Raw genomic sequence first — 22,505 nt, 5'->3', positions numbered from 1 at the left:
CATCGACACGGGGTGGGACGGCCCGACGGTACCGGGCGCAGAGGAAAAACGTCTCGCGCGGGGCGGTCGGTTCCGGAGAGGGTGGGGGAATGGGGCTGTGGCACGTGATCTACGAAGACTGGCAGATGGAGTGCTGCGGCACGCCGTTCTCGGTGGGGGACGAGGTGAGCTGGCCGCTGCTCCTGGAGGACGCCGGCCACGTGTTCGGCGGCGGCTGGCACGACCAGCGCAGCACGGTGTGCGGGCCGGTGGAGGATGTCGGCGGCGTCCGGGTCGTGCGGGAGGGGACCGGTCTCACGGCCGCCCTGGGCGGGGGCCCCGACGACGAGGAGGACCGGCGGCCGAAGCCGGGGGACCGGATCCGGTCGGTGGGGGTGCTGTCCGTCGAGCGGCACGGTGCGCGGTGGCCCGAGGCCGGTGGGCGGGTGCGGGCCGTGCAGGTGCTCACGCAGGCCTACGCGGAGACCGCGCCCGGCTCGCGCACGTGGGAGCCGGTGCGGGGGGAGCGGCGGCTGCGGCTGGTGGAGCGGTGCCCGGAGTGGTTCAGCGAGAAGCGGGTGGAACAGGGGAGGCAGTGGCGGGAGTCGGGCGTGGTGGTGACCCTGGAGGTGCCGGGTACGGATTCCTTGCTCTCGCACGCCCTCCGCGAGGCCCGGGGAATCCCCCACCGGGACGCCGTGCCCGGCACGGAGACGGAGGGCCTGCCCGCGGCGGAGCTGGCGGTCCTGCTGGAGAAACTGAGCACGACGGCGACCCCGCCGAACCACCGCGACCGGCCGAGGCGCCGACATGGGTGAACACGGTGCCGCCCCTCCTCACTTCGCCACCGTCGGCCCTCACCTGTGGTTTCCCGCGCCCCTCGGCGCGCTGCCGGACCGTCCCTCACAAGCCGCCCGCCCCCGCGGGGCGGTCAGCGGACGCCCGTCACACACCCCCACCGGCCGTCGCCGCGCCGTCGGGCCGTCGTGACCGCTCACATGTCACCGGAGACAATGGACCCCGTGCGCTACCGCATCCTCGGCACCACGCAGGCGCTCCGCGACGACGGGACGGTTCTTCCGGTCGGCGGGGCGCGGTTGCGTGCGCTGCTGACCGTGCTCGCACTGCGCGCGGGCCGGACTGTGCCCGCCGGGCTGCTCGTCGACGAGGTGTGGGGCGGGCAGCCGCCCGCCGACGCGCCGGGAGCACTGCAGGCGCTGGTCGGACGGCTGCGCAGGACGCTCGGCGCGGACGCGATCGCCTCCGTCGAGGGCGGGTACCGGCTCACCGCCCCGCCCGACGACGTCGACCTGCACCGCTTCGAGCGGCTGGCCGGCGAGGGGCTGCGGGCGCTGTCCGACGGCGACCCCGCCAAGGCCGCCGCGGTCCTCGACGACGCCCTCGCCCTGTGGCGCGGCCCGGCCCTCGCCGACCTGCCCGACCGCACCGCCGAAGCGACCCGCCGCGACGCCCGCCGCCTGGACGTGCTGCGCGCCCGCCACACCGCCGCCCTCGCTCTGGGCGAGGCCGAACAGTCCCTGCCCGAACTGACCGCCCTGTGCGACGGCCACCCCCTGGACGAACCCCTCCAGGCCTTGCGGCTGCGCGCCCTGCGGGACGCCGGCCGTACGGCGGAGGCCCTGGACGCCTACGAGGACGTGCGGCGCCTCCTCGCCGACCGTCTCGGCGCCGACCCGGGACCGGAACTGCGAGTGCTGCACGCGGAGTTGCTCCGCCTCGGCGATGCTCCCGCCCCGTTGCCCGCAACCGGGGGGACGGGCAGGTCCGCCGGGAACCTCCGGGCCCGCCTCACCTCCTTCATCGGCCGGGAAACCGACATCGAGACCATCCGCGGGGATCTCGCGGCGGCCCGGCTGGTCACCCTGCTCGGGCCCGGCGGCGCCGGGAAAACCCGTCTGTCGCAGGAGGCCGCCGAGTCCGTGCGCGAGGCCATGCGCGGTGGCGTGTGGCTGGCCGAACTCGCCCCGGTCGACGACCCCGACGCCGTCCCCGAGGCCGTGCTCACCGCCCTCGGCGCCCGCGAGACCGTGCTGTACGGCGCGAGCGCCGAGGGCATCCGCGCCGCCGTCGGCGACCGGCTCGACAACCCCGTCGAGCGGCTCGCCGAGCACTGCTCCAGGCCCCGCATGCTGCTGATCCTCGACAACTGCGAGCACGTCGCCGCCGCCGCCGCCCGCCTCACCGAGGAGCTGCTGGCCCGCTGCCCCGACCTCACCGTCCTGGCCACCAGCCGCGAACCACTCGGCGTCCCGGGGGAGTTGCTGCGCCCGGTGGAGCCGCTGCCCGAGCCGGTCGCGCTGCGGCTGCTCGCCGACCGGGGCGCGGCGGCCCGGCCCGGCTTCCGGATCGAGGACGACCCGAAGGCGTGCGCCGAGATCTGCCGGCGCCTCGACGGCCTGCCCCTGGCCATCGAACTCGCCGCCGCCCGCCTGCGGATGCTCACCCCCCGCCAGATCGCCGACCGGCTCGACGACCGCTTTCGTCTCCTCACCTCCGGCAGTCGCACCGTCCTGCCCCGCCAGCAGACCCTCAGGGCGGTCGTCGACTGGTCCTGGGACCTGCTCGACGAGGACGAACGGGACGTCCTGCGGAAACTGTCGGTGTTCGCCGGCGGCTGCGACCTGCCCGCCGCCGAGGCCGTGTGCGGGCCGGCCGCCCTTCAGGCGCTCGGCTCCCTCGTCGACCGCTCCCTGGTCGTGGCCGCGCCGCCCGGCGAGTCCGCCGAGGGGGAGATGCGCTACCGGCTCCTGGAGACCGTCGCCGAGTACGCCGCCGAACGGCTGGACGAATCGGGGCAGCGCGGCGACGCCGAGCGCGCCCACCTGACGTACTTCCGCGAACTCGCCCGCACCACCGACCCGTTGCTGCGCGGTTCCGGCCAGCTCGCCGCGATCCGCCGGCTGGAGCGCGAGTACGAGAATCTGCGTGTCGCCCTGCGCCACGCCGTGGCCCTGCGCGACGAACAGGAGGCGCTGTGCCTGGCGCTGTCCCTCGTCTGGTACTGGCAGATGCGGGACCTGCGCATCGAGGCCCGCAACTGGTGCCGCGAGGTCATGGCGCTCGGCCCCGACCCGTTCACCGAGCCCGTACGCCCCGCCGCCGCGGTGTGGGAGCGCTGCACCGACGCCCCGCCCCCGATGACCGGCGAGATCCTGTGGGAGGCCCGGCGTGGCATCCACCTCGCCCACCTCGCCTGCATGGACACCGAGCTGGACGCCTGGCAGAACCCCGACTCTCAGCGGAAGCTGCGCGCCATCGCCGGGACGTACGAACCCGGTCTGCCGCAGAACTGCCGGCTCCCCGGCCTGCTCTGGTTCTTCGCCGTGATGCTCACCGGAGACATGGACCGGCTGCGCGTCATCATCGAAGCGTCCATCCGCACCTGCCGGCAGACCCCGGGCTTCGACTGGGAGCTCGCCTCCGGGCTGCAGATGCGGGCCAACTTCCTCGCCAACCGCACGGACTGGGCCGGCGACGCCGCCCAGGACGCCGACGAGTCGCTGGAGATCTACCGGCGCCTCGGCGACGCCTGGGGCACCGCCGAGGCCCTCTCCGCACGCGCCGAGGCCCTCGAACGCAAGGGTCGCTACGTCCTGGCCGCGGCCGACTACGAGGCGGCCATCGCCCACGCCGAACACCTCGGCGCCCGCGCCCAGGCGGCGGTGCTCAGCGCCCGGCTGGGCAGCGCGCTGCTGGAGGCGGGTGACGGCGAACGCGGTGAGCGGCTGCTGCGCGAGGTGATCGCCCGGGGCGAGGACACGCACAGTGAGGCCATGCCCGCCGCCCGGCTGTTCCTCGCGGGTCTGCTCGGCATGACGGGCCGCACCGCGGAGGCACGCGAGCAGCTGAAGCGGCTGCGCCGGGATTTCCGGATCGCCCACTTCATCGTCTTCGACGCGTTCATCCTCGGCGCGGAGGCCTGGCTGGACGCCGCCGAGAGCCGGTACGAGGAGTGTCTGCACCTGATCCGCAAGGCACTGGAGCGGGCTGCCGACCCGCTGTCCACGGCCATCGCGCCCTACATGCGCTCGGGCTACCTGCTCGTCGGCGCCTGGGCCCTGTCCGGCCTCGACGGCGGAGGGCGCGCCGAGGACGCGGCCCGCTGTCTGGGCGCCTTCGACGCGCTGCTGCCGCCCGGTCACAGCGCCCATCGGCAGGAGCGCGAGACCCGACGGCGGGCGGAGCGGCAGGCCCGGGCGCTGCTGGGCGACGCGGCGTACGAGACCGCGTACGCGCAGGGCGGCGGCCTCTCCCTCGACGAGGCCACCGCCCTGCTCTGACGCGGATCCGAGCCGTCCGGTCAGTTCTTCGTGCGGAACTTGTGGATCGCGATCGGCGCCATCACGGCCGTGATGGCCACCGACCAGCCGAGCGTCACCCACAGGTCGTGGGCGACCGGTCCGCCCACCATCAACCCGCGTGCGGCGTCCGCGAGCGTGGACAGCGGGTTGTAGTCGGTGAAGGCCTGCAGCCAGCCCGGCATCGATGTCGTCGGCGCGAAGATCGACGAGCCGAACTGCAGCGGGAACAGCACCAGGAAGCCCATCGCCTGGACGGACTGCGCGTTCTTCAGCATCACGCCCAGGGTGAGGAACACCCACATGATCGACGAGGCGAACGCGGTGGACAGGGCCACGGCCGCGAACAGCCCGGGCCAGTTGGTGATCTCGAACCCGACCGCCACGGAGACGATCATCAGCACGGTGGTCGCGAACAGCATCCGCAGCAGCTCCACGGAGATCTTCGCGAACAGGACCGAGCCGCGCCCGATGGGCAGGGACCGGAAGCGGTCCATGACACCGGAGTTGAAGTCCTGGCTGAAGCCGGTGCCGACGCCCTGGGACAGCGTCATGCTCATCATGGCGATCATGCCGGGGATGACGTACTGCACGTACCGGTCCTGGCCGCCGCCCAGCGCCTGCCCGATCGAGCCGCCGAAGACGAACACGAACAGCAGGGTGAAGATGACCGGCATCAGCAGTGCGTCGGCCATCGACTCCGGGTCCTTGCGGATCCACAGCAGATTGCGGCGGATCAGGGCACCGGTGTGGCGCAGATGGCCGCGCAGCGGGATACGGGCGTCCGTGGCGGCGTCGTTGACGGTGACGGCGCTCATACGGCGGCCTCCTGAAGGTCTTCGGCGGGCACGGCGTCCTGCGGGGCACTGGCACGGTGGCCGGTGAGGGACAGGAACACCTCGTCCAGGCTGGGCAGTTCGGTGGTGATGGAGGAGAGCGTGATGCCGCGCGCGGTGACCGCGCCGACCACGGCCGTCAGCTGCTCGTCGCTGAGGATCGGCACGAGGACCTCACCCCGGTCGGTGTCGACGGTCGTGGTGGCGAGCCCGGTGATCCCCAGTTCGTCCAGCGCGCCGGCGAGGGGCCGCAGCCGGGTGGGATCGGCGGGGCGGACCCGAAGCGTCCGGCCGCCGACCTTCGCCTTCAGCGCCTCGATCGCGCCGCCCGCGATGACCTGGCCGCGGTCGACGACCGTCAGCTCGGAGGCGAGCTGCTCGGCCTCCTCCATGTACTGGGTGGTGAGCAGCACGGTGACCCCGTCGCCGACCATGCGCTTCACCTCGTCCCACACCTCGTTGCGGGTGCGGGGGTCGAGTCCGGTGGTCGGCTCGTCGAGGAAGAGCACGGCGGGCCGGCCGATCATCGACGCGGCCAGGTCCAGCCGCCGCCGCATGCCCCCGGAGTAGGTCGCCGCCGGCCGCTTGGCCGCCTCGGTCAGGGAGAAGCGCTCCAGCAGCCCGTCTGCACGGGCGCGGGCCTCCTTGCGGGGCAGATCGAGCAGCCGCCCGATCATGTACAGGTTCTCCCAGCCCGAGAGCTTCTCGTCCACGGAGGCGTACTGGCCCGTGAGCCCTATCGCCCGCCGTAGCTGCCGCGGCTGCCGTACGACGTCGTACCCGGCCACCGTGGCCTGCCCGGAGTCGGGCGCCAGCAGGGTGGACAGGATCCGCACGAGGGTCGTCTTCCCGGCCCCGTTCGGCCCGAGCACCCCCATCACGGTCCCCTCCCGCACCTCCAGGTCGACCCCGTCCAGTGCCTTGGTCTCCCCGTAGTGCTTCACCAGCCCCCGCACGGTGACAGCGGCGCCGCTGGTCTGTGTGTCGATTCGCGTCATGGGACAGACGCTCTCAGGGCCCACCGACAAACCACCGACAAGCCACCGACACCGCGCCGACGTACCCCGCGACCGTCCGACGAAGCACACGGCAACCGTCAATTGAGCAACCCCGACGGCGAGCAACCACCCCCGCGAGAGCGGCGCCGGCTTAGGCGCAAAAAGGGGACGGCCCGCCGACGGGGGAAGATCGGCGGGCCGTCGTGGTGGTGCGGCAGTGGTCCTAGTGGACGGAGTTCTCCTCCTGCGGGAACGTCCCGCCGACGACCTCGTCGGCGAACGCCTTCACCGCGTCGCCCATGACCTCACGCAGGTTGGCGTACTGCTTCACGAACTTCGGCACCCGCCCGCCGGTCAGACCCAGCATGTCGGTCCACACCAGCACCTGCGCGTCGGTCTCGGGGCCCGCCCCGATGCCGACGGTCGGGATGTGCAGCACCCGCGTCACCTCGGCGGCCAGCTCCGCGGGAACCAGCTCCAGCACCACGGCGAACGCACCGGCGTCCTGCACGGCCTTGGCGTCCCGCAGCAGCTGCTGGGCCGCCTCCTCGCCCCGCCCCTGCACGCGGTAGCCCATCGCGTTGACCGACTGCGGGGTCAGCCCGATGTGGGCCATGACCGGGATGCCGGACTCGACCAGCAGCCGGATCTGCTCGTGCGACCGCTCGCCCCCCTCCAGCTTCACGGCCTGCACGCCCGCCTCCTTCACCAGGCGGGTCGCCGAGCGCAGCGCCTGCACCGGACCCTCCTGGTAGGAGCCGAAGGGCAGGTCGCCGACGATCAGGGCACGGGAGGTGCCCCGTACGACCGCCGCCGACAGCATCGTCATCTCGTCGAGGGTGACGGGCACGGTCGTTTCGTACCCGAGGTGGCAGTTGCCCGCCGAGTCGCCGACGAGCATCACCGGGATGCCGGCCTCGTCGAACACGGACGCGGTCATCGCGTCGTACGCGGTGAGCATCGGCCACTTCTCGCCGCGTTCCTTGGCGGCGGCGATGTCGCGCACGGTGATGCGGCGGGTGCCCTTGCCCCCGTACAGCGCCCTGCCGCCGTCGGAGGGCTTCTTCTGAGCAGTCTGGGCAGCCGGAAGCTGCGTCATTGCACGGCTCCTAACACGTCATCTCGAGGCGCCCTGACGGCGTCCCCGGACCACGTCCATGGTGGCACCTCGTGCCATCGACGGCTAGGGCTGCCCCTGTGAGTTCCGCCCCCGGGCCCGGACGGGCGAAGCCGCGTAAGATCCTGGTAAGAGAATTCCGATACGAGACGGTCTCGTATCGAAAGGGTTCTAGGCTCGCCCCCATGACTACTCCTGCCGATCCGGCCGCCCCCACCGGCCCGCGCGTACCGGAAGCGGTGCACCGGCGCCGCTGGGCGATCCTCGGCGTGCTGATGCTGAGCCTGCTGATCGTCGTCCTCGACAACTCGATCCTGAACGTCGCCATCAAGACGATCTCCACCCCGGCCCCCACCGGCCTGGGCGCCACGCAGAGCGAGCTGGAATGGGCGATCAACGCCTACACCCTCGTCTTCGCCGGCCTGCTGTTCACCGCCGGACTGCTCGGCGACCGGCTGGGCCGCAAGAAGGTGCTCCTCGGCGGCCTCGCCGTGTTCGGCATCGGCTCGGCGCTCGCCGCCTTCTCCGGCTCGCCGGGCGAGCTGATCACCTTCCGCGCCGTGATGGGTCTGGGCGCCGCGTTCGTCATGCCCGCCACCCTCGCCGTCCTCATGAACGTCTTCGAGCGCGAGGAGCAGCCGAAGGCCATCGGCATCTGGGCCGGCGGCGTCGGACTCGCCATCGCCATCGGCCCGGTCACCGGCGGCGTGCTGCTCGACCACTTCTGGTGGGGCTCGGTCTTCCTCATCAACGTGCCCATCGTGCTGCTCGCGCTCGCGCTGATGCTCTGGCTGGTGCCCGACTCGCGTGACCCGAACCCCGGCCGGGTCGACCCCGTCGGCGTGGTGCTGTCCGTCGTCGGCCTGGTCCTGCTCGTCTACGGCATCATCAAGGGCGGCCAGCTCGCCGACTTCACCGACGCCACGGTGCTGTCCACCATGGGCGCCGGTCTCGCCGTACTCGTCGCGTTCGTCGTGTTCGAAAAGCGCAGCGACCATCCGTCGATAGACGTCACGTACTTCAAGAACAAGGTCTTCTCGGCCGCCATCGCCGCCATCGCGCTGGTCTTCTTCGCCCTGATGGGCGTGACCTTCTTCTCCGTCTTCTACACCCAGAGCGTGCGCGGCTACTCGCCCCTGCAGACCGGCCTGCTCATGCTGCCGCTGGCCGCCGCCCAGATGATCTTCGCGCCACGCGCCCGGCTGGTCGTCGACCGCATCGGCAACAGGGCCACGACCACGGCGGGCCTGCTCGTCATCGCCGCCACGCTGGCCGCGTTCGCCGCGCTGGACGCCGACACGCCCATCTGGATCCTGGAAGTGATCTTCTTCCTGATGGGCACCGGCATGGCGCACATCATGACGCCGGTCAGCGTCGTCATCATGCAGGCCCTGCCCCGGGAGAAAGCCGGCTCCGCCTCCGCGCTCAGCAACACCTTCCGGCAGGTCGGTGGCGCCCTCGGCATCGCCGTCCTCGGCTCGGTGCTGTCCACGGCGTACCGCACGGGCATCGAGGACAAGCTCACCGCCCTGCCCCCGGCGCTTCGGCACACCGCGGGGGAGTCCATCGAGGCCACGCTCGGCATCGCGGACCAGCTGGGCCCGCGGGGCGAGTCGCTGGTCGCCCCGGCCCACGACGCCTTCCTGCACGCGATGCACGTCACCGCCCTGTGGGGCGCGGGCGTCGCGGTCCTCGGCGCGGTCGTCGTGGCGCTGTTCCTGCCGGGCAGGCCGCCAGCGGACCGGGGGACCCAGGATGAGCAGAAGTTGTCGCACACCAGCTCGTAGGCACGGGGAGAATGCACCTCCCGGCCGGCACGGAACGGCCGTCGCCGGGTCAGGAAAGGAAGCAGCGACGTGAGCCCCGCCGAACGGCACCCCCCGCACGACGGTCCCGCGAGGGGACGTCCCAGAAGCGAGGCCGTCGAGCGCGCCATCATCGAGGGCGTGATGACGCTCCTGGAGGAAGGCGTGCCCCTCGCGGACCTGTCCATCGAGCGCATCGCCCGCACCGCGGGTGTCGGCAAGGCCACCATCTACCGCCGCTGGAGCGGCAAGGAGGAGCTCTTCGTCGACGTCGTGCGCGCCGCCGAGCTCCCGGACCCGCCGCTCCCGGGCACCTCCATGCGCGACGACCTCGTGGTCCTGCTGGAGCAGGTGCGCCGGCGCGGCCTGGCCCACCGTTCCTCGGCGATCCTGCACAGCGTCCACGCCCAGATGAAGAGCAGCCCGAAGCTGTGGGCGGCCTACCACGCCACCGTCGTCGCCCCGCGCCGCCGGCTCGGCCTGGAAGTCCTCAGCCGCGGACAGCGGAACGGCGAACTGCGCACCGACCTCGACCTGGAGCTGCTGAACGACCTGTTCGTCGGACCGATGCTGTTGCGCGCCGTGCTGCACACCGACGCCGACCTCCCCGACGACCTCGCCGAGCAGGTCGTCGACACCCTGCTCGAAGGGCTGCGGCCCGGCAGCTCACCCTCAGTCAGTTCCGCCTCCCAGGGCTCCTAGTGTGCGTGTTTCGTCACAGAGGACGCTTTCAGGGGGTCTGATCGGAACTCGTCGCGGGAAGCCGAACGTCATCGCCCCCGTACGGCCGTCGAGGGACGGCGGGAACGGAACGGATCATCCCCTAGGGTCGTAAGGACACGGGGGCGATGGTGTGCACGGCAGGCAGTGAGGCGACGGTATGGCGCAGCAGGCGTACATGACGGAGACGGACAACGGCGGCTCGGGGCCCGAGCACCGGGGAACCCGGCTTCGGCGCCTGTTCCAGCGGCTCGCGGGCTCCTGGCGGGGAGACCCGCGGATCTGGCGGCGCGGACTGTTCGTCGCCGCGGCCGCGGTGCTGCTGGCCCTGGTCATGGGGCTGCACTCGCGCATCCCGAACACGATCGGCAACCTGGGCAGCCTCACCGAGACGTTCCTGCCCTGGCTGGGCCTCCTGGTCCCGGTGCTGCTCGTCCTCGCCCTGGTCCGCAGGTCCGCCACCGCGCTGATCGCGGTCTTGCTGCCCTCCGTGGTCTGGCTGAACCTCTTCGGCGGTCAGCTCAGTGACAAGACCGCGGCCGGCGGCGACCTCACGGTGGTCACGCACAACGTCAACGCCGAGAACCCGGACCCGGCCGGCACGGCCCGTGACGTGGCCGCCTCCGGAGCGGACGTGCTGGCCCTGGAGGAGCTGACGCCGGCCGCTGTCCCCACGTACGAGAAGGCGCTGGCGTCGGCGTACCGCTACCACTCGGTGCAGGGCACGGTCGGGGTGTGGAGCAAGTACCCGCTGACCGGGGTGCGGGCCGTCGACACCGACATGGGCTGGACCCGCGCGATGCGCGCCACCGTGACCGCCCCGGCCGGGCAGGTCGCCGTCTACGTCGCCCATCTGCCGTCGGTGCGCGTGAAGATGGAGGCCGGCTTCACGGCCCGGCAGCGCGACCGGAGCGCCGACTACCTCGGCGAGGCCATCGCCCACGAACCGCTGAAGAACGTGGTCCTGCTCGGCGACCTGAACGGCACGATGAACGACCGCGCGCTCAACGCCGTGACCTCGCAGATGCGTTCCACGCAGGGTGCGGCGGGCAACGGCTTCGGCTTCAGCTGGCCCGCGTCGTTCCCGATGGCGCGCATCGACCAGATCATGGTCCGGGGCCTGAAGCCGGAAAGCTCGTGGACCCTCCCGCAGACGGGCAGCGACCATCTCCCGGTCGCGGCGCGTGTGAGTGTCACCACAAGCGGTTCCTGAAACTCCCTGGTCACAGCCCTGCCGCCGGAAATCCGCGCCGAAGGCGGCAGGGCGTGGAATAGCGCGCCTGCGAGACTTTGTTCCGTACTTGAACATACGCGTACGGATCTCCAAGCAAGTCTCGAAAGGCTCACTCATGCCCCTGGCCCTGCTAGCCCTTGCCGTGGGCGCCTTCGGCATCGGTACGACCGAGTTCGTGATGATGGGGCTGCTGCCCGACGTCGCGGACGACCTGAACATCTCGATACCCAGCGCCGGCCATCTGGTGTCGGCGTACGCGCTGGGCGTCGTCATCGGCGCCCCGCTGCTGGCCGCGGTCACCGCGAAGATGTCCCGACGTACGGTTCTGACCGGCCTGATGGGACTGTTCGTCGTGGGCAACGCCCTGTCGGCCCTCGCGCCCGACAACGGCTGGCTGCTGGCCGCCCGCTTCCTGAGCGGCCTGCCGCACGGCGCCTTCTTCGGCGTCGGCGCCGTCGTCGCGACGAACATGGTCGCTCCCGAACGCAAGGCGCGCTCCGTCTCGCTGATGTTCCTCGGCCTGACGATCGCGAACGTCGCGGGCGTGCCGGTGGCGACCCTGGTGGGTCAGCACCTCGGCTGGAGGGCGACCTTCCTCGGCGTCAGCGCCATCGGCCTGGTGGCCATCGCCGCGCTGGCGCTCCTCATCCCGCGGGACCACGAGCACGTCACCGCCCAGGGCCTGCGCGGCGAACTCGCCGCCCTGAGCTCCCTGCCGGTCTGGCTGTCGCTCGGCACGACCGTCGCGGGCTTCGGTGCCCTGTTCTCGGCCTACAGCTACATCACGCCGATGCTCACGGAGGCCGCCGGCTACGCCGACGCCAGTGTCACCCTGCTGCTGGCGCTGTTCGGCGTCGGCGCGACCGCGGGCAACCTGCTGGGCGGCCGCCTGGCCGACCACTCCCTGCGCGGCACGCTGTTCGGCTGCCTCGCCTCGCTGGTGGTGGTCCTGTCGCTGTTCCCGCTGCTGATGCGCACGGAGGTCACGGCCGCCGTCGCCGTCATCCTGCTCGGTCTGACCGCCTTCGCCACCGGCTCCCCGCTCCAGCTCATGGTCATGGAGAAGGCCTCCTCGGCCCCGTCCCTGGCCTCCTCGGCCAACCAGGCCGCCTTCAACCTGGCCAACGCCGGCGGCGCCTGGATCGGCGGCCTCGCCCTGGCCGCGGGCTTCGGCGTCACCTCCCCGGCCCTGGCCGGTGTGGTCCTGGCCGTTCTCGGGCTGGCCGTGGCGTCCTTCGCCTACGCGGTGGACCGCCGCCGGGCTCCGGCCACCTCGCGCGAGCGGATCGTGGCGAGCCACGTCCCGCAGGAGGCGGAACCGGTGCACCACTGACGGCTTCCGGCGTACGGCAGCCCGTGGGACCTGCTCCCACGGGCTGCTTTCGTCCGTCAGGCGGCGGCCACGGGACCGGACCCACGGGCTGCCGCCGCCCGTCGTCTACCGGGACGCCTGCCGCCGTGCCGCGACGACCGCCGAGCTGGTGGGAGTGGTGAGAATTTCGGCCGCGTCCAGGTCCGGATGGGTGAGGTAGAACAGGCGCAGCTCGTCCACCTCGCCCTCGAACCGGGGCGGCCACCGGTCCGACGGGGTGAAGTCGTCCAGCACGAGGATCCCGCCGGGGGCGAGCAGCTCCACGACCCTGCGCGGGTCGTCCCGCTTGCCGCCGCCGTCGCAGAAGAACACGTCGAACGGGGCGTGCCGTTCGAGCAGCCGCCAGTCACCGGTCAGCACGCTGACGCGGCTGTCGTCGGCGAACACCCCGGCCGCGCGACGGGCCAGCTCCTCGTCCCGTTCCACGGTGATGAGCCGCGCACCGTCCCCGAGGCCGCTGTGCAGCCAGGCGGTCCCCACGCCCGACCCGGTGCCGCTCTCGGCGACGACCCCGCCGGGCTTGGCCGCGGCGGCCGTCCTCAGCAGCCTGCCGACCTCCCGGATGCAGCTCTTGGCGAACCCCGCCTCGACGGCGAGGCGTTCCGCGGCCAGCACACGCGCCGGAACAACCCGCTCGCTCACGATCAACCCCCTCCACGGTGGGTCCGACGCTACCTGACCGCCCGTCAGTACGCAGGAGGATCGATCGGGTGAAGCCGCCGGGCGCGCGGCCGCCTCACTCCCGAGGCTGCGTCGCGATCTGGATCAGGTTGCCGCAGGTGTCGTCGAGGACGGCCGTGGTGACGGGGCCCATGTCCACGGGCTCCTGGGTGAAGCGGACTCCGAGGGCGCGCAGACGCTCGTACTCGGCGCGGACGTCGTCCACGGCGAACTGGGCGACGGGGATGCCGTCGGCGGCGAGCGCGTCGCGGTAGGGCTTGACGGCGGGGTGGCCGGCCGGTTCCAGGAGCAGTTCGGTGCCGCCGGGATCCTCGGGGGAGACGACGGTCAGCCACCGGTCCGTCTCGCCCACCGGGACGTCGTACTTCTTCACGAAGCCGAGGACCTCGGTGTAGAAGCGGAGGGCTTCGGCCTGGTCGTCGACGAAGACGCTGGTGAGATGGATCTTCATTGCGGGCTCCCGTGGTCGGGTCGTGGAACGCGGGACTCGGCGGGCCCGGCGGTCTCCCGCACCGTGAGGCGCGGGAGACCGCCGGGTCCGGGATGCCGGGCCGGTGGCCGTGGCCGTCCCTGACGACCCTCGCCCGTCAGAGCGACTCCCGCCACCCGTTCGTGATCGGCAGCCGGCGGTCCTTGCCGAAGCCCTTCGGGGAGATCTTCGTGCCCGGCGGGTACTGGCGCCGCTTGTACTCGGCCGTGTCGACCATGCGCAGCGTCTTCGCGACCAGCTCCGCGTCGAAGCCGGCCGCCACGATCTCGTCCGCGCCCCGGTCCCGGTCGACGTACAGCTCCAGGAGCGCGTCCAGGACGGGATAGTCGGGCAGCGAGTCCGTGTCGACCTGGCCCGGGCGCAGTTCCGCGCTCGGAGGCTTGGAGATCGAGTTCTCCGGGATCGGCGGGGTCTGGCCACGCTCCCGGGCGGCCCGGTTGCGCCACTCGGCGAGGCGGAAGACCGACGTCTTGTACACGTCCTTGATCGGCCCGTACGCCCCGACGGAGTCGCCGTAGAGCGTCGAGTAGCCGACGGCCAGTTCCGACTTGTTGCCCGGGGCCAGGACGATGTGGCCCTCCTGGTTGGAGATCGCCATGAGCAGCGTGCCGCGCAGGCGGGACTGGAGGTTCTCCTCGGCCAGGCCGGTCAGGCCCAGCGAGCCCATGTACGCGTCGAACATCGGCTCGATGGCCACGGTCCGGTAGTTCAGGCCCGTGCGACGGGCCAGTTCGGCCGCGTCGTCCTTGGAGTGGTCCGAGGAGTACTTCGACGGCATCGACACGCCGTACACGTTCTGCGCGCCCACCGCGTCGCACGCGATCGCCGCGACCAGCGCCGAGTCGATGCCGCCGGACAGGCCGATCAGGACCGAGGTGAAACCGTTCTTCGCGACGTACGCCCGCAGGCCCACGACCAGCGCCGAGTAGACCTCCTCGTCGTCGTCCAGCCGGTCCGCGTAACCGCCCGTGAGCTCGGGCTCGTACGTGGGCAGCGGCTCCTCGGAGAGCACCACGCGGTCGATGCGCAGACCGTCGTCGACCACGCCCGTGGGCGCGTCCGGCGACGCCGCCGGCAGGTCCAGGTCCAGGACCACGCAGCCCTCGGCGAACTGCGGGGCACGGGCCACGACCTCGCCGTCCCTGTCGACCACGATCGAGTCGCCGTCGAACACCAGCTCGTCCTGGCCGCCGATCATGGCCAGGTACGCCGTGGTGCAGCCGGCCTCCTGGGCCCGCTTGCGCACCAGCTCCAGGCGCGTGTCGTCCTTGTTGCGCTCATAGGGGGAGGCGTTGATGGACACCAGCAGGCCCGCCTGCGCCGAACGGGCGGCGGGCACGCGGCCGCCGTCCTGCCAGAGGTCCTCGCAGATGGCCAGGGCGACGTCCACGCCGTGCACCCGCAGCACCGGCATGCTGTCGCCGGGCACGAAGTAGCGGAACTCGTCGAAGACGCCGTAGTTCGGCAGGTGGTGCTTGGCGAAGTTCAGGACCACCTCGCCGCGGTGGAGCACCGCCCCGGCGTTCTGCGGCGCACCGGCCGGCTGGCCGTACTTCGGCTGGGCGGTCGCGCTGCGGTCGAGATAGCCGACGATCACCGGCAGCTCTCCGAAGCCCTCCTCGGCCAGGCGCACGGCGAGAGCGCGCAGCGCCGCGCGGGAGGCCTCGACGAAGGACGACCTGAGCGCCAGGTCCTCGACGGGATACCCGGTCAGCACCATCTCCGGGAACGCGACCAGATGCGCTCCCTGTTCGGCCGAGTGCCGGGTCCAGCGGACGATCGACTCGGTGTTACCGGCGAGGTCGCCCACGCCGGCGTCGATCTGGTTCAGGGCGAGACGTAGTTGAGGCACGCCGCCCAGTGTAATCGTCAGTGCGACACAATGGGGTGGTGTGAGTCACCCCACACCACCCCATGTCCCCTTGCGGAGGTCAGCGGAAGCCGGCGAAGTCAGCGGCGCCGGTACGACTCCACGTAGCCGTTCGCGGGCGAGCCCACGCCGGTGACGTCGTCGTAGCCCTTCACGGCCGCGAGCGAGCTGTCCTTGCCGAGGCTGCGCACGGACGTGGTCAGGCCGCCGGTGGCGTCGTAGCCGTTCACGAAGTCGACCCGGGCCACGGCGAGGCCGGAGCCCGTCGGGTTGTCGGTGACGTCGTGGTAGACCTTCGAGCCGTACTTCGCGTAGATCACCGGGTCGGCGAAGCCGATCGCCTTGCCGCGGGCCTCCTGGGCGAGGGCCTGGACGGCCACGATGGTCGGCGCGGCGAGCGAGGTGCCGCCGATGCGGTACTCGCTGTAGGCCTGCGTCTTGCCGTCGGGGAGTGTCTGCGTCTGGCCCACCAGGAAGCCGGTGTTCGGGTCGGCGATCGCCGCGATGTCCGGGACGACCCGGTTGCCGGCCGCGCTGTTGGCCTTCGCCAGCGCCTCGGGCACGACACCCTGCTGGTAGGTGGGCTCGGCGACCGTCTTGCTCGTGCCGCCGCCCGCGCCGGAGGTGAACGCGCCGGGGAAGTCGGTCCAGCTCTTGCCGTCGGCCGACAGGGTCGCCTTCTCGGTGCCCCAGCCGGTTTCCCAGAGGTAGGTGTCGTCCTTGCCGACGGCCAGCGAGGTGCCGCCGACGGCGGTCACCCACGCCGAGTTCGCCGGGGAGTCGACCTGCTTCGTCCCGGAGTTCGCGACCTCGTCGCCGTCGTCGCCGGAGGAGAAGTAGAAGCCGATGCCCTCGACCGCGCCCAGCTGGAAGACCTGGTCGTAGGCGGCCGCGACGTCGGGCGTCTGCGCGGCCTCGACCTCGCCCCACGAGTTGGAGACGATGTCGGCCAGGTGCTTGTCGACGACCTTGCCGAGCGCGTCGATCAGATCGTCGTCGTTGCAGGAGGCGGCGCCGACGTACGTGACGTCCGCGGCGGGCGCGACCGCGTGCACGGCCTCGACGTCCAGGGTCTCCTCGCCGTACCAGCCGGAGGCCGAGCAGTCCTTGGTGTCCGTGTACTTCTCGGGCAGGACCTGCTGGAGCTGGTCCGTCTTCCACGCCGCGTCGCCGTTGCGCTGGGCGTAGGTGCCGGCGTCGTGGGCGATCGTCGGGGAGGCGTACGCGTCCGTGATCGCGACCCGGACACCCTTGCCGGTGCGCGTGCCCGCACCGTAGGCGGCCCGCAGCTGCTTGCCCGTGTAGCCCTTGACGACGTAGGGGATCTTCTTGCCGTAGGCGTCCGGGAGGGTGCTCGCGGTGTTCGAGCCGTAGTACGAGGAGAACGGCCCGGCGTTGCGGAACACGGTGTCCGGCGGCGGCAGCTGATCGTCGTGCGTGGCCATGTGCGGCGCGTTGTCCAGCCCGGTCACCGTCAGGACGGCATCGGCCAGGTCCTGCGGCACGGAGGCGGTGCTCGCCGGGGCGCGGTAGGTCCTGGAGCCCTTGGCGAAGTTGTGCAGCTCGGTGCCGAACGCCTTCTCGGCGGCGGCCACGTCACCGCTGACGGAGACGTAGTGCCGCGTGACGCCGGTGACCTTCAGGCCCGCGGCCGTCAGCCACGACTTCACGGCCGCCACCTGGGCCGGGGTCGCACCGAAGCGGGCCTGCGCCTGCCCGGCCGTCAGATACTTGCCGTACGAGGCCGAGTGCGGGTCGGAGACGGCCTTGGCGTAGGCGGCGAGGCCCGCGGCGTCCCGGCCGGCGAGGTAGACCCGGGCCGAGACCCGGGCGCCGTCGGAGGTGGCGCCCTTGTCCGCTCTGGCGGTGGCCCACGCGGGCCGGGTCCCGGCCAGCAGGTGGCGGAGCGGGTGGTCGGCGGCGTGGGCCGTGGGTATGCCGAGCGCCAGCGCACCGGCGAGCATCGGCAGTGTCGCTGCCAGACTCACCCCGGCGCGCAACGTGGCGCGATTGGATCTCATGGAACCCCCTGCGGTTCGTCGTGAGTGGCTCACTCGAGCGTCGTCACTCTCGCGATGAACCGTTCATGCCAGGGAATGGCGCAGCCCAAGAACCGCTCCACGGAGGCCAAGAAGAGCCCAAGAGGCCGCAGTGCGGGGCGATGTGAGGCTCATGCCCCCCGTGTCCCTACGGCCGCGCAGCCGCGCCCCGCTCCTTGAGCATGTCCGCCATCAGCGCGATCTCCGACTGCTGCGCGTCCACCATGCCCTGGGCGAGCCGCTTCTCCACACCGACCGCGCACCGCTCCACACAGCCCTCGGCCATGTGGACGCCGCCCTTGTGATGGTCCGTCATCAGCTGGAGGTAGAAGACCTCCGCCTGCTTCCCGCTGAGCTCGCCGAGCTTCTTCATCTCGGTGTTGGTCGCCATGCCCGGCATCAGCGCGCCGTCCTTGCCGGAGGCCATGCCGCCCATGTCCATCCAGGTCATAGGCGGTTCGGAGGACACCTTGGGCAGCCCCCACAGGTCGAGCCAGCCGAGCAGCATGCCGCGCTGGTTGGCCTGCGTCTGCGCGATGTCGTAGGCCAGCCGCCGGACCTCCTCGTCCTTGGTGCGGTCGCGCACGATGTACGACATCTCCACGGCCTGCTGGTGGTGCACCGCCATGTCCCGCGCGAACCCGGCGTCCGCGGAGTCGGCCGAGGGCGTCCTGCCGCTGCCGTCGTCCCCGGCGACGGCGTAGGTGATCGCACCGGCCGCGACGAGCGCCGTCGCCGCGGCCCCGGCGATCAGACCGGCATGCCTCACTTGGACAGCCCGTTCGTGCAGGCGGCACCCGGCTCGGGGGTCTGCTCGCCCTGGACGAACTTCTCGAAGAACTTGTCCACGTTCGGGTCGCTCGCGCCCGTCACCGTGCGCTGGTGACCCCACGCCGACAGCATGATCGGGTCCTTCTGGTCGTCCATCGGGCTCATCAGCGTGTACGGCGTCTTCTTCACCTTCGCCGCGAGCGCGTCGACGTCGGACTTCTTCGCGGCGGCGTTGTACGTCACCCACACCGCGCCGTGCTCCAGCGAGTGCACGGCGTTGGTGTTCTTCACCGGCTCGGTGTAGACGTCGCCGTTGCAGTTCATCCAGACCGGGTTGTGATCGCCGCCGACCGGCGGTTCGGAGGCGTACTTCACGGTCTTGGTGACGTGGTTGCGGGCCAGCTTCCCCTCCCACGTCTTCACGCCGTCCTTGCCCGTCACGAACTTGCCCTTGCCGGACGAGTCGCTCGCCGCCGCGGTGTCACTGGCCCCGTCGTCCTGGGACCGCACGAGCACGACGCCGCCGACGACCAGTCCGGTCACGATCACGAGGCTGGCCGCGATGGTGAGGATCCGGTTGCGGCGCTCACGGGCCTGCTCGGCGCGCCGCATCTCCTCTATTCGCGCCCTGCGGTCCGTGCTGCTCTTGTTGGCGGAGCCCATGAGGTGTCCTTCGTGGGAAAAGTGACGGTCGGGTGGAGTGATCGTAGTGGGGGAGGCGGGGCGCCTCGTAGAGCAGCCGGGGAATGGGCCGAATCGATACGGCACCGACAGCCGCCCGACAGCTTCACCGGACCGTGCGCCGGTGTCCCGCCCGACGACCGGCCGGCGGAGCCTCCGATAATTTGAGCCGCGGATTCCCATTACCTAGGCTGCCCGCATGCGGCTGCTGCGCTCCACCGACCTCGCCCTGCGGGTGCTGATGCGGCTCGCCGTCGCGGGCGGGTCGAGTCCGACGACCCGGGACGTCGCGGACGGCATGGACGTGCCGTACACCCACCTGGCGAAGGTCGTCGCCGAGCTTCGGCACATGGGTCTGCTGCAGGCCCGCCGCGGCCGGGGCGGCGGCCTCACCCTCACCGAGCGGGGCCGCACGGCCTCGGTCGGTGCCGTGGTCCGCGCCTTCGAGGGCGGGGGCGACGTCGTCGACTGCGAGGGCCCCACCCCGTGCCCCCTCAACTCCGCCTGCCGCCTGCGCGGCGCCCTGCGCCGGGCCCAGGAGGCGTTCTTCACCTCCCTGGACCCGGTCACGGTGGAGGACATCGTGGCGGAGCCGACGGGCGCGCTGCTGCTGGGAATCTCGCAAGCCCCCGGCCCCAACCCCGGTGACGTCTAGGCCTCCCCGGCCAGCCAAAGATCCGGGCCGAACACCTCGTAGTGGATGTCGGCCGGGGCCATGCCCTGGGCGATCAGCTGGGTCCGCACCGCCCGCATGAACGGGAGCGGGCCGCACAGGTACGCGCGCGTGCCCGGGGCGAGCGCGACACCGGTGAGGTCGACCCGTCCGGGATGCGTTCCCGCGGGAGCGTCCTGCTCGTACCAGAGGTGGACGGCCACGTCGGGCAGCTTGGCCGCCCAGGCCTCGTGCTCGGCGCGCAGGGCGTGGGTGGCGGGGGAGCGGTCGGCGTGCACGACGGTGACCGGGGCGCGGTGGCCGGAGTCGGCGAGGTGCGCCAGCATCGCCGCCATCGGAGTCACGCCGATGCCCGCCGAGGCCAGCAGCAGCGGCGTGTCGGCGCCGCCGTCCAGGACCAGGTCGCCGTACGGCTCGGACAGCTCCAGGACGTCGCCCACCCGCACGCGCGCGTGCAGGTGGTTCGAGACCTCGCCGTCGGGGGCGCCGGCCTCGCGTACGCGCTTCACGCTGATCTGCCGCAGGCCGGGGCCGGGCGCCCCCGACAGGCTGTACTGCCGTATCTGCCGGGCGCCGTCCGCGAGGAGGACGCGGACGGAGACGTACTGGCCCGCGAGGAAGTCCCGTACCGGCCCGCCGTCGGCGGGCCGCAGCCGGAACGTGGCGACGTCGTCGGTCTCGGTGACCCGTTCGACGACCTCCCAGGGCCGCCAGGTGTGCCCGCCGCGCTCCTCGCGCAGCCGCTGTTCCACGGCGATCAGGGCGTTCGCCATCAGCCAGTAGACCTCGTCCCAGGCGGCGGCGACCTCGGGGGTGACGGCGTCGCCGAGTACGTCGGCGATGGCGGCGAAGAGGTGCTCGTGGACGATGCCGTACTGCTCCGGCGTGACACCGAGCGAGGTGTGCTTGTGGGCGATGCGCTGCAGCATCGCGTCCGGCCGCTGCCCGGGGTGGTCCAGCAGGTGGGTCGCGAACGCGGCGATGGACCCGGCGAGCGCCTGGCGCTGGGTGCCGGAGGCCTGGTTGCCCCGGTTGAACAGGTCCCGCAGCAGCTCGGGGTGGGCCGCGAACAGTCCGGCGTAGAAGCGCTCGGTGATCGTGCCGAGGGCGGCCCCGACGGCGGGGAGCGTGGCACGGACGGTGGCGGCGGACTGCTCGGACAGCATGTTGGCTCCTCGGGGCTCGGCTGAGCGCACGCTATTTAAAGTTGCATATGAGATGCAAATTAAGCGGGTGGAGCGACGAAAGGAACCGGCCGTTACGGATGCCGGTGCGAGCAGGCACTATGGGCGGAAGAGCAGTTCACCTGCCGTACGTGGCGCGTTCGACCCCGGATCAGCCGGGCGATCATGGTCCGCAACGCGTTCGAAACGGTGGTGTGGTGGGATGCTCAGGTGCCCGAACCGCCTCCCGTGGTACGGAAGAGAAGGCGGCCTGACCAGCAAGGATGGGGAAGCGGAAGATGGACAAGCAGCAGGAGTTCGTGCTCCGGACGTTGGAGGAGCGCGACATCCGGTTCGTACGCCTGTGGTTCACGGACGTGCTGGGCTTCCTCAAGTCCGTCGCCGTGGCCCCGGCCGAACTGGAGCAGGCCTTCGACGAGGGCATCGGCTTCGACGGCTCCGCGATCGAGGGCTTCGCCCGGGTCTACGAGTCCGACATGATCGCCAAGCCGGACCCGTCGACCTTCCAGATCCTGCCGTGGCGCGCGGAGGCCCCGGGCACGGCCCGGATGTTCTGCGACATCCTCATGCCGGACGGCTCCCCGTCCTTCGCCGACCCGCGCTACGTGCTCAAGCGCGCCCTCGCCCGCACCTCCGACCTGGGTTTCACCTTCTACACCCACCCGGAGATCGAGTTCTTCCTGCTGAAGGACCGCCCGCTGGACGGCTCCCGGCCCACCCCGGCCGACAACTCCGGCTACTTCGACCACACCCCGACCAACGTCGGCATGGACTTCCGCCGCCAGGCGATCACCATGCTGGAGTCGATGGGCATCTCGGTGGAGTTCTCCCACCACGAGGGCGCGCCGGGCCAGCAGGAGATCGACCTGCGCTACGCCGACGCGCTGTCCACGGCCGACAACGTCATGACGTTCCGCCTCGTCATGAAGCAGGTGGCCCTGGAGCAGGGCGTGCACGCCACGTTCATGCCGAAGCCGTTCTCGGAGCACCCGGGCAGCGGCATGCACACCCACCTCTCCCTGTTCGAGGGCGACCGCAACGCGTTCTACGAGTCGGGCTCGGAGTACCAGCTCTCCAAGGTGGGCCGCTCCTTCATCGCGGGCCTGCTGCGGCACGCGGCGGAGATCTCCGCGGTCACCAACCAGTGGGTCAACTCCTACAAGCGCATCTGGGGCGGCGCGGAGCGCACGGCGGGCGCGGGCGGCGAGGCCCCCTCGTACATCTGCTGGGGCCACAACAACCGCTCGGCGCTGGTCCGCGTCCCCATGTACAAGCCCGGCAAGACGGGCTCGGCCCGGGTCGAGGTCCGCTCCCTCGACTCCGGCGCCAACCCCTACCTCGCCTACGCCCTGCTGCTGGCCGCCGGCCTCAAGGGCATCGAGGAGGGCTACGAACTCCCGCCGGGCGCCGAGGACGACGTCTGGGCCCTCTCCGACGCCGAGCGCCGCGCCATGGGCATCGAGCCGCTCCCGCAGAACCTCGGCGAGGCCCTGACCCTGATGGAACGCAGCGACCTCGTCGCCGAGACCCTCGGCGAGCACGTCTTCGACTTCTTCCTGCGCAACAAGCGGCAGGAGTGGGAGGAGTACCGCTCGGAGGTCACGGCGTTCGAGCTTCGGAAGAACCTGCCGGCGTTGTAAGGGCAGGCTGGAGCGGGTCTCCCGCTGATTCAGCGGATGGGGCCGACGGTCGCGGACCGTCGGCCCCATGGCGTCTCACTGGCCCTGGGCCGTGCT

General features: G+C 71.8%; 18 protein-coding genes. 8 read left to right on the top strand and 10 right to left on the bottom strand.

All coding sequences use genetic code 11. From position 1 onward, the window contains the following. Positions 1-89: 89 nt before the first annotated feature. Complete coding sequence (locus AB0F04_RS09735) at positions 90-797, top strand: DUF6578 domain-containing protein (protein ID WP_362039583.1); 708 nt, start codon at positions 90-92, stop codon at positions 795-797. Positions 798-992: 195 nt separating this feature from the next. Next, a complete protein-coding gene (locus AB0F04_RS09730; protein WP_362039804.1) occupies positions 993-4,280 on the top strand; it encodes a BTAD domain-containing putative transcriptional regulator in 3,288 nt (1,095 codons plus the stop codon). A 20-nt stretch (positions 4,281-4,300) separates the two neighbouring features. Here AB0F04_RS09730 and AB0F04_RS09725 read toward each other — a convergent pair whose 3' ends face one another. The 3 genes from AB0F04_RS09725 to panB all read right to left on the bottom strand — a co-directional run bounded on the left by AB0F04_RS09725 (position 4,301) and on the right by panB (position 7,231). Continuing rightward, positions 4,301-5,116, bottom strand: coding sequence for an ABC transporter permease (locus AB0F04_RS09725; protein WP_362039582.1), 816 nt, complete (start codon positions 5,114-5,116; stop codon positions 4,301-4,303). Continuing rightward, entirely contained in the window at positions 5,113-6,132 is a 1,020-nt protein-coding gene (locus AB0F04_RS09720) for an ATP-binding cassette domain-containing protein (RefSeq protein ID WP_362039580.1), read from the bottom strand. Before AB0F04_RS09720 ends, AB0F04_RS09725 begins: the two co-directional genes overlap by 4 nt. A gap of 223 nt (positions 6,133-6,355) precedes the next feature. Next, positions 6,356-7,231: a 3-methyl-2-oxobutanoate hydroxymethyltransferase gene (panB, locus tag AB0F04_RS09715; protein ID WP_362039578.1), complete on the bottom strand. Its 876-nt coding sequence runs from the start codon at positions 7,229-7,231 to the stop codon at positions 6,356-6,358. Between the two features lie 203 nt (positions 7,232-7,434). On the opposite strand from panB, the gene AB0F04_RS09710 reads away from it, so the two are divergent. The 4 genes from AB0F04_RS09710 (at position 7,435) to AB0F04_RS09695 (ending at position 12,341) form a co-directional block, all read left to right on the top strand. Continuing rightward, a complete protein-coding gene (locus tag AB0F04_RS09710; RefSeq protein ID WP_362039576.1) occupies positions 7,435-9,036 on the top strand; it encodes an MFS transporter in 1,602 nt (533 codons plus the stop codon). 69 nt (positions 9,037-9,105) lie between these two features. Continuing rightward, positions 9,106-9,756, top strand: coding sequence for a TetR/AcrR family transcriptional regulator (locus AB0F04_RS09705; protein WP_362039574.1), 651 nt, complete (start codon positions 9,106-9,108; stop codon positions 9,754-9,756). Between the two features lie 178 nt (positions 9,757-9,934). Further along, complete coding sequence (locus AB0F04_RS09700; protein WP_362039572.1) at positions 9,935-10,987, top strand: endonuclease/exonuclease/phosphatase family protein; 1,053 nt, start codon at positions 9,935-9,937, stop codon at positions 10,985-10,987. A 136-nt stretch (positions 10,988-11,123) separates the two neighbouring features. After that, complete coding sequence (locus tag AB0F04_RS09695) at positions 11,124-12,341, top strand: MFS transporter (RefSeq protein WP_362039570.1); 1,218 nt, start codon at positions 11,124-11,126, stop codon at positions 12,339-12,341. Positions 12,342-12,446: 105 nt separating this feature from the next. Here AB0F04_RS09695 and AB0F04_RS09690 read toward each other — a convergent pair whose 3' ends face one another. The 6 genes from AB0F04_RS09690 to AB0F04_RS09665 all read right to left on the bottom strand — a co-directional run bounded on the left by AB0F04_RS09690 (position 12,447) and on the right by AB0F04_RS09665 (position 18,894). Next, positions 12,447-13,028 (bottom strand): class I SAM-dependent methyltransferase, encoded by a 582-nt coding sequence (locus AB0F04_RS09690; protein ID WP_362039569.1) that lies wholly within the window; start codon positions 13,026-13,028, stop codon positions 12,447-12,449. Between the two features lie 88 nt (positions 13,029-13,116). Beyond that, positions 13,117-13,512 carry a VOC family protein gene (locus tag AB0F04_RS09685; protein ID WP_362039567.1) on the bottom strand — a complete coding sequence of 132 codons (396 nt, stop codon included), beginning with the start codon at positions 13,510-13,512 and terminating at the stop codon, positions 13,117-13,119. 136 nt (positions 13,513-13,648) lie between these two features. Next, entirely contained in the window at positions 13,649-15,403 is a 1,755-nt protein-coding gene (locus AB0F04_RS09680) for an NAD+ synthase (RefSeq protein ID WP_362039565.1), read from the bottom strand. Between the two features lie 98 nt (positions 15,404-15,501). Continuing rightward, entirely contained in the window at positions 15,502-17,442 is a 1,941-nt protein-coding gene (locus AB0F04_RS09675; RefSeq protein WP_362039564.1) for a S53 family peptidase, read from the bottom strand. A 166-nt stretch (positions 17,443-17,608) separates the two neighbouring features. Beyond that, the gene (locus AB0F04_RS09670; RefSeq protein ID WP_362039562.1) at positions 17,609-18,229 is read right to left on the bottom strand and encodes a DUF305 domain-containing protein; all 621 of its coding nucleotides are present in this window, start codon (positions 18,227-18,229) and stop codon (positions 17,609-17,611) included. Continuing rightward, the gene (locus AB0F04_RS09665) at positions 18,226-18,894 is read right to left on the bottom strand and encodes a DUF3105 domain-containing protein (protein ID WP_362039561.1); all 669 of its coding nucleotides are present in this window, start codon (positions 18,892-18,894) and stop codon (positions 18,226-18,228) included. The genes AB0F04_RS09670 and AB0F04_RS09665 overlap by 4 nt, the downstream gene beginning before the upstream one ends. A gap of 217 nt (positions 18,895-19,111) precedes the next feature. Between AB0F04_RS09665 and AB0F04_RS09660 the strand changes: the two genes are divergently transcribed. Then, entirely contained in the window at positions 19,112-19,567 is a 456-nt protein-coding gene (locus AB0F04_RS09660; protein WP_362039559.1) for an Rrf2 family transcriptional regulator, read from the top strand. Here AB0F04_RS09660 and AB0F04_RS09655 read toward each other — a convergent pair. After that, positions 19,564-20,751 carry a globin domain-containing protein gene (locus AB0F04_RS09655; RefSeq protein WP_362039557.1) on the bottom strand — a complete coding sequence of 396 codons (1,188 nt, stop codon included), beginning with the start codon at positions 20,749-20,751 and terminating at the stop codon, positions 19,564-19,566. The genes AB0F04_RS09660 and AB0F04_RS09655 overlap by 4 nt on opposite strands. Positions 20,752-21,047: 296 nt before the next feature. On the opposite strand from AB0F04_RS09655, the gene glnA reads away from it, so the two are divergent. Then, positions 21,048-22,409, top strand: coding sequence for a type I glutamate--ammonia ligase (gene glnA, locus AB0F04_RS09650; protein WP_033312643.1), 1,362 nt, complete (start codon positions 21,048-21,050; stop codon positions 22,407-22,409). Positions 22,410-22,505: the final 96 nt, after the last annotated feature.

It is taken from the genome of Streptomyces sp. NPDC029041 (genome assembly GCF_040637515.1).
Classification (GTDB): domain Bacteria; phylum Actinomycetota; class Actinomycetes; order Streptomycetales; family Streptomycetaceae; genus Streptomyces.
Note: the sequence above shows the minus strand (reverse complement) of the source record. Positions and strands in the feature narration are given on the sequence as shown.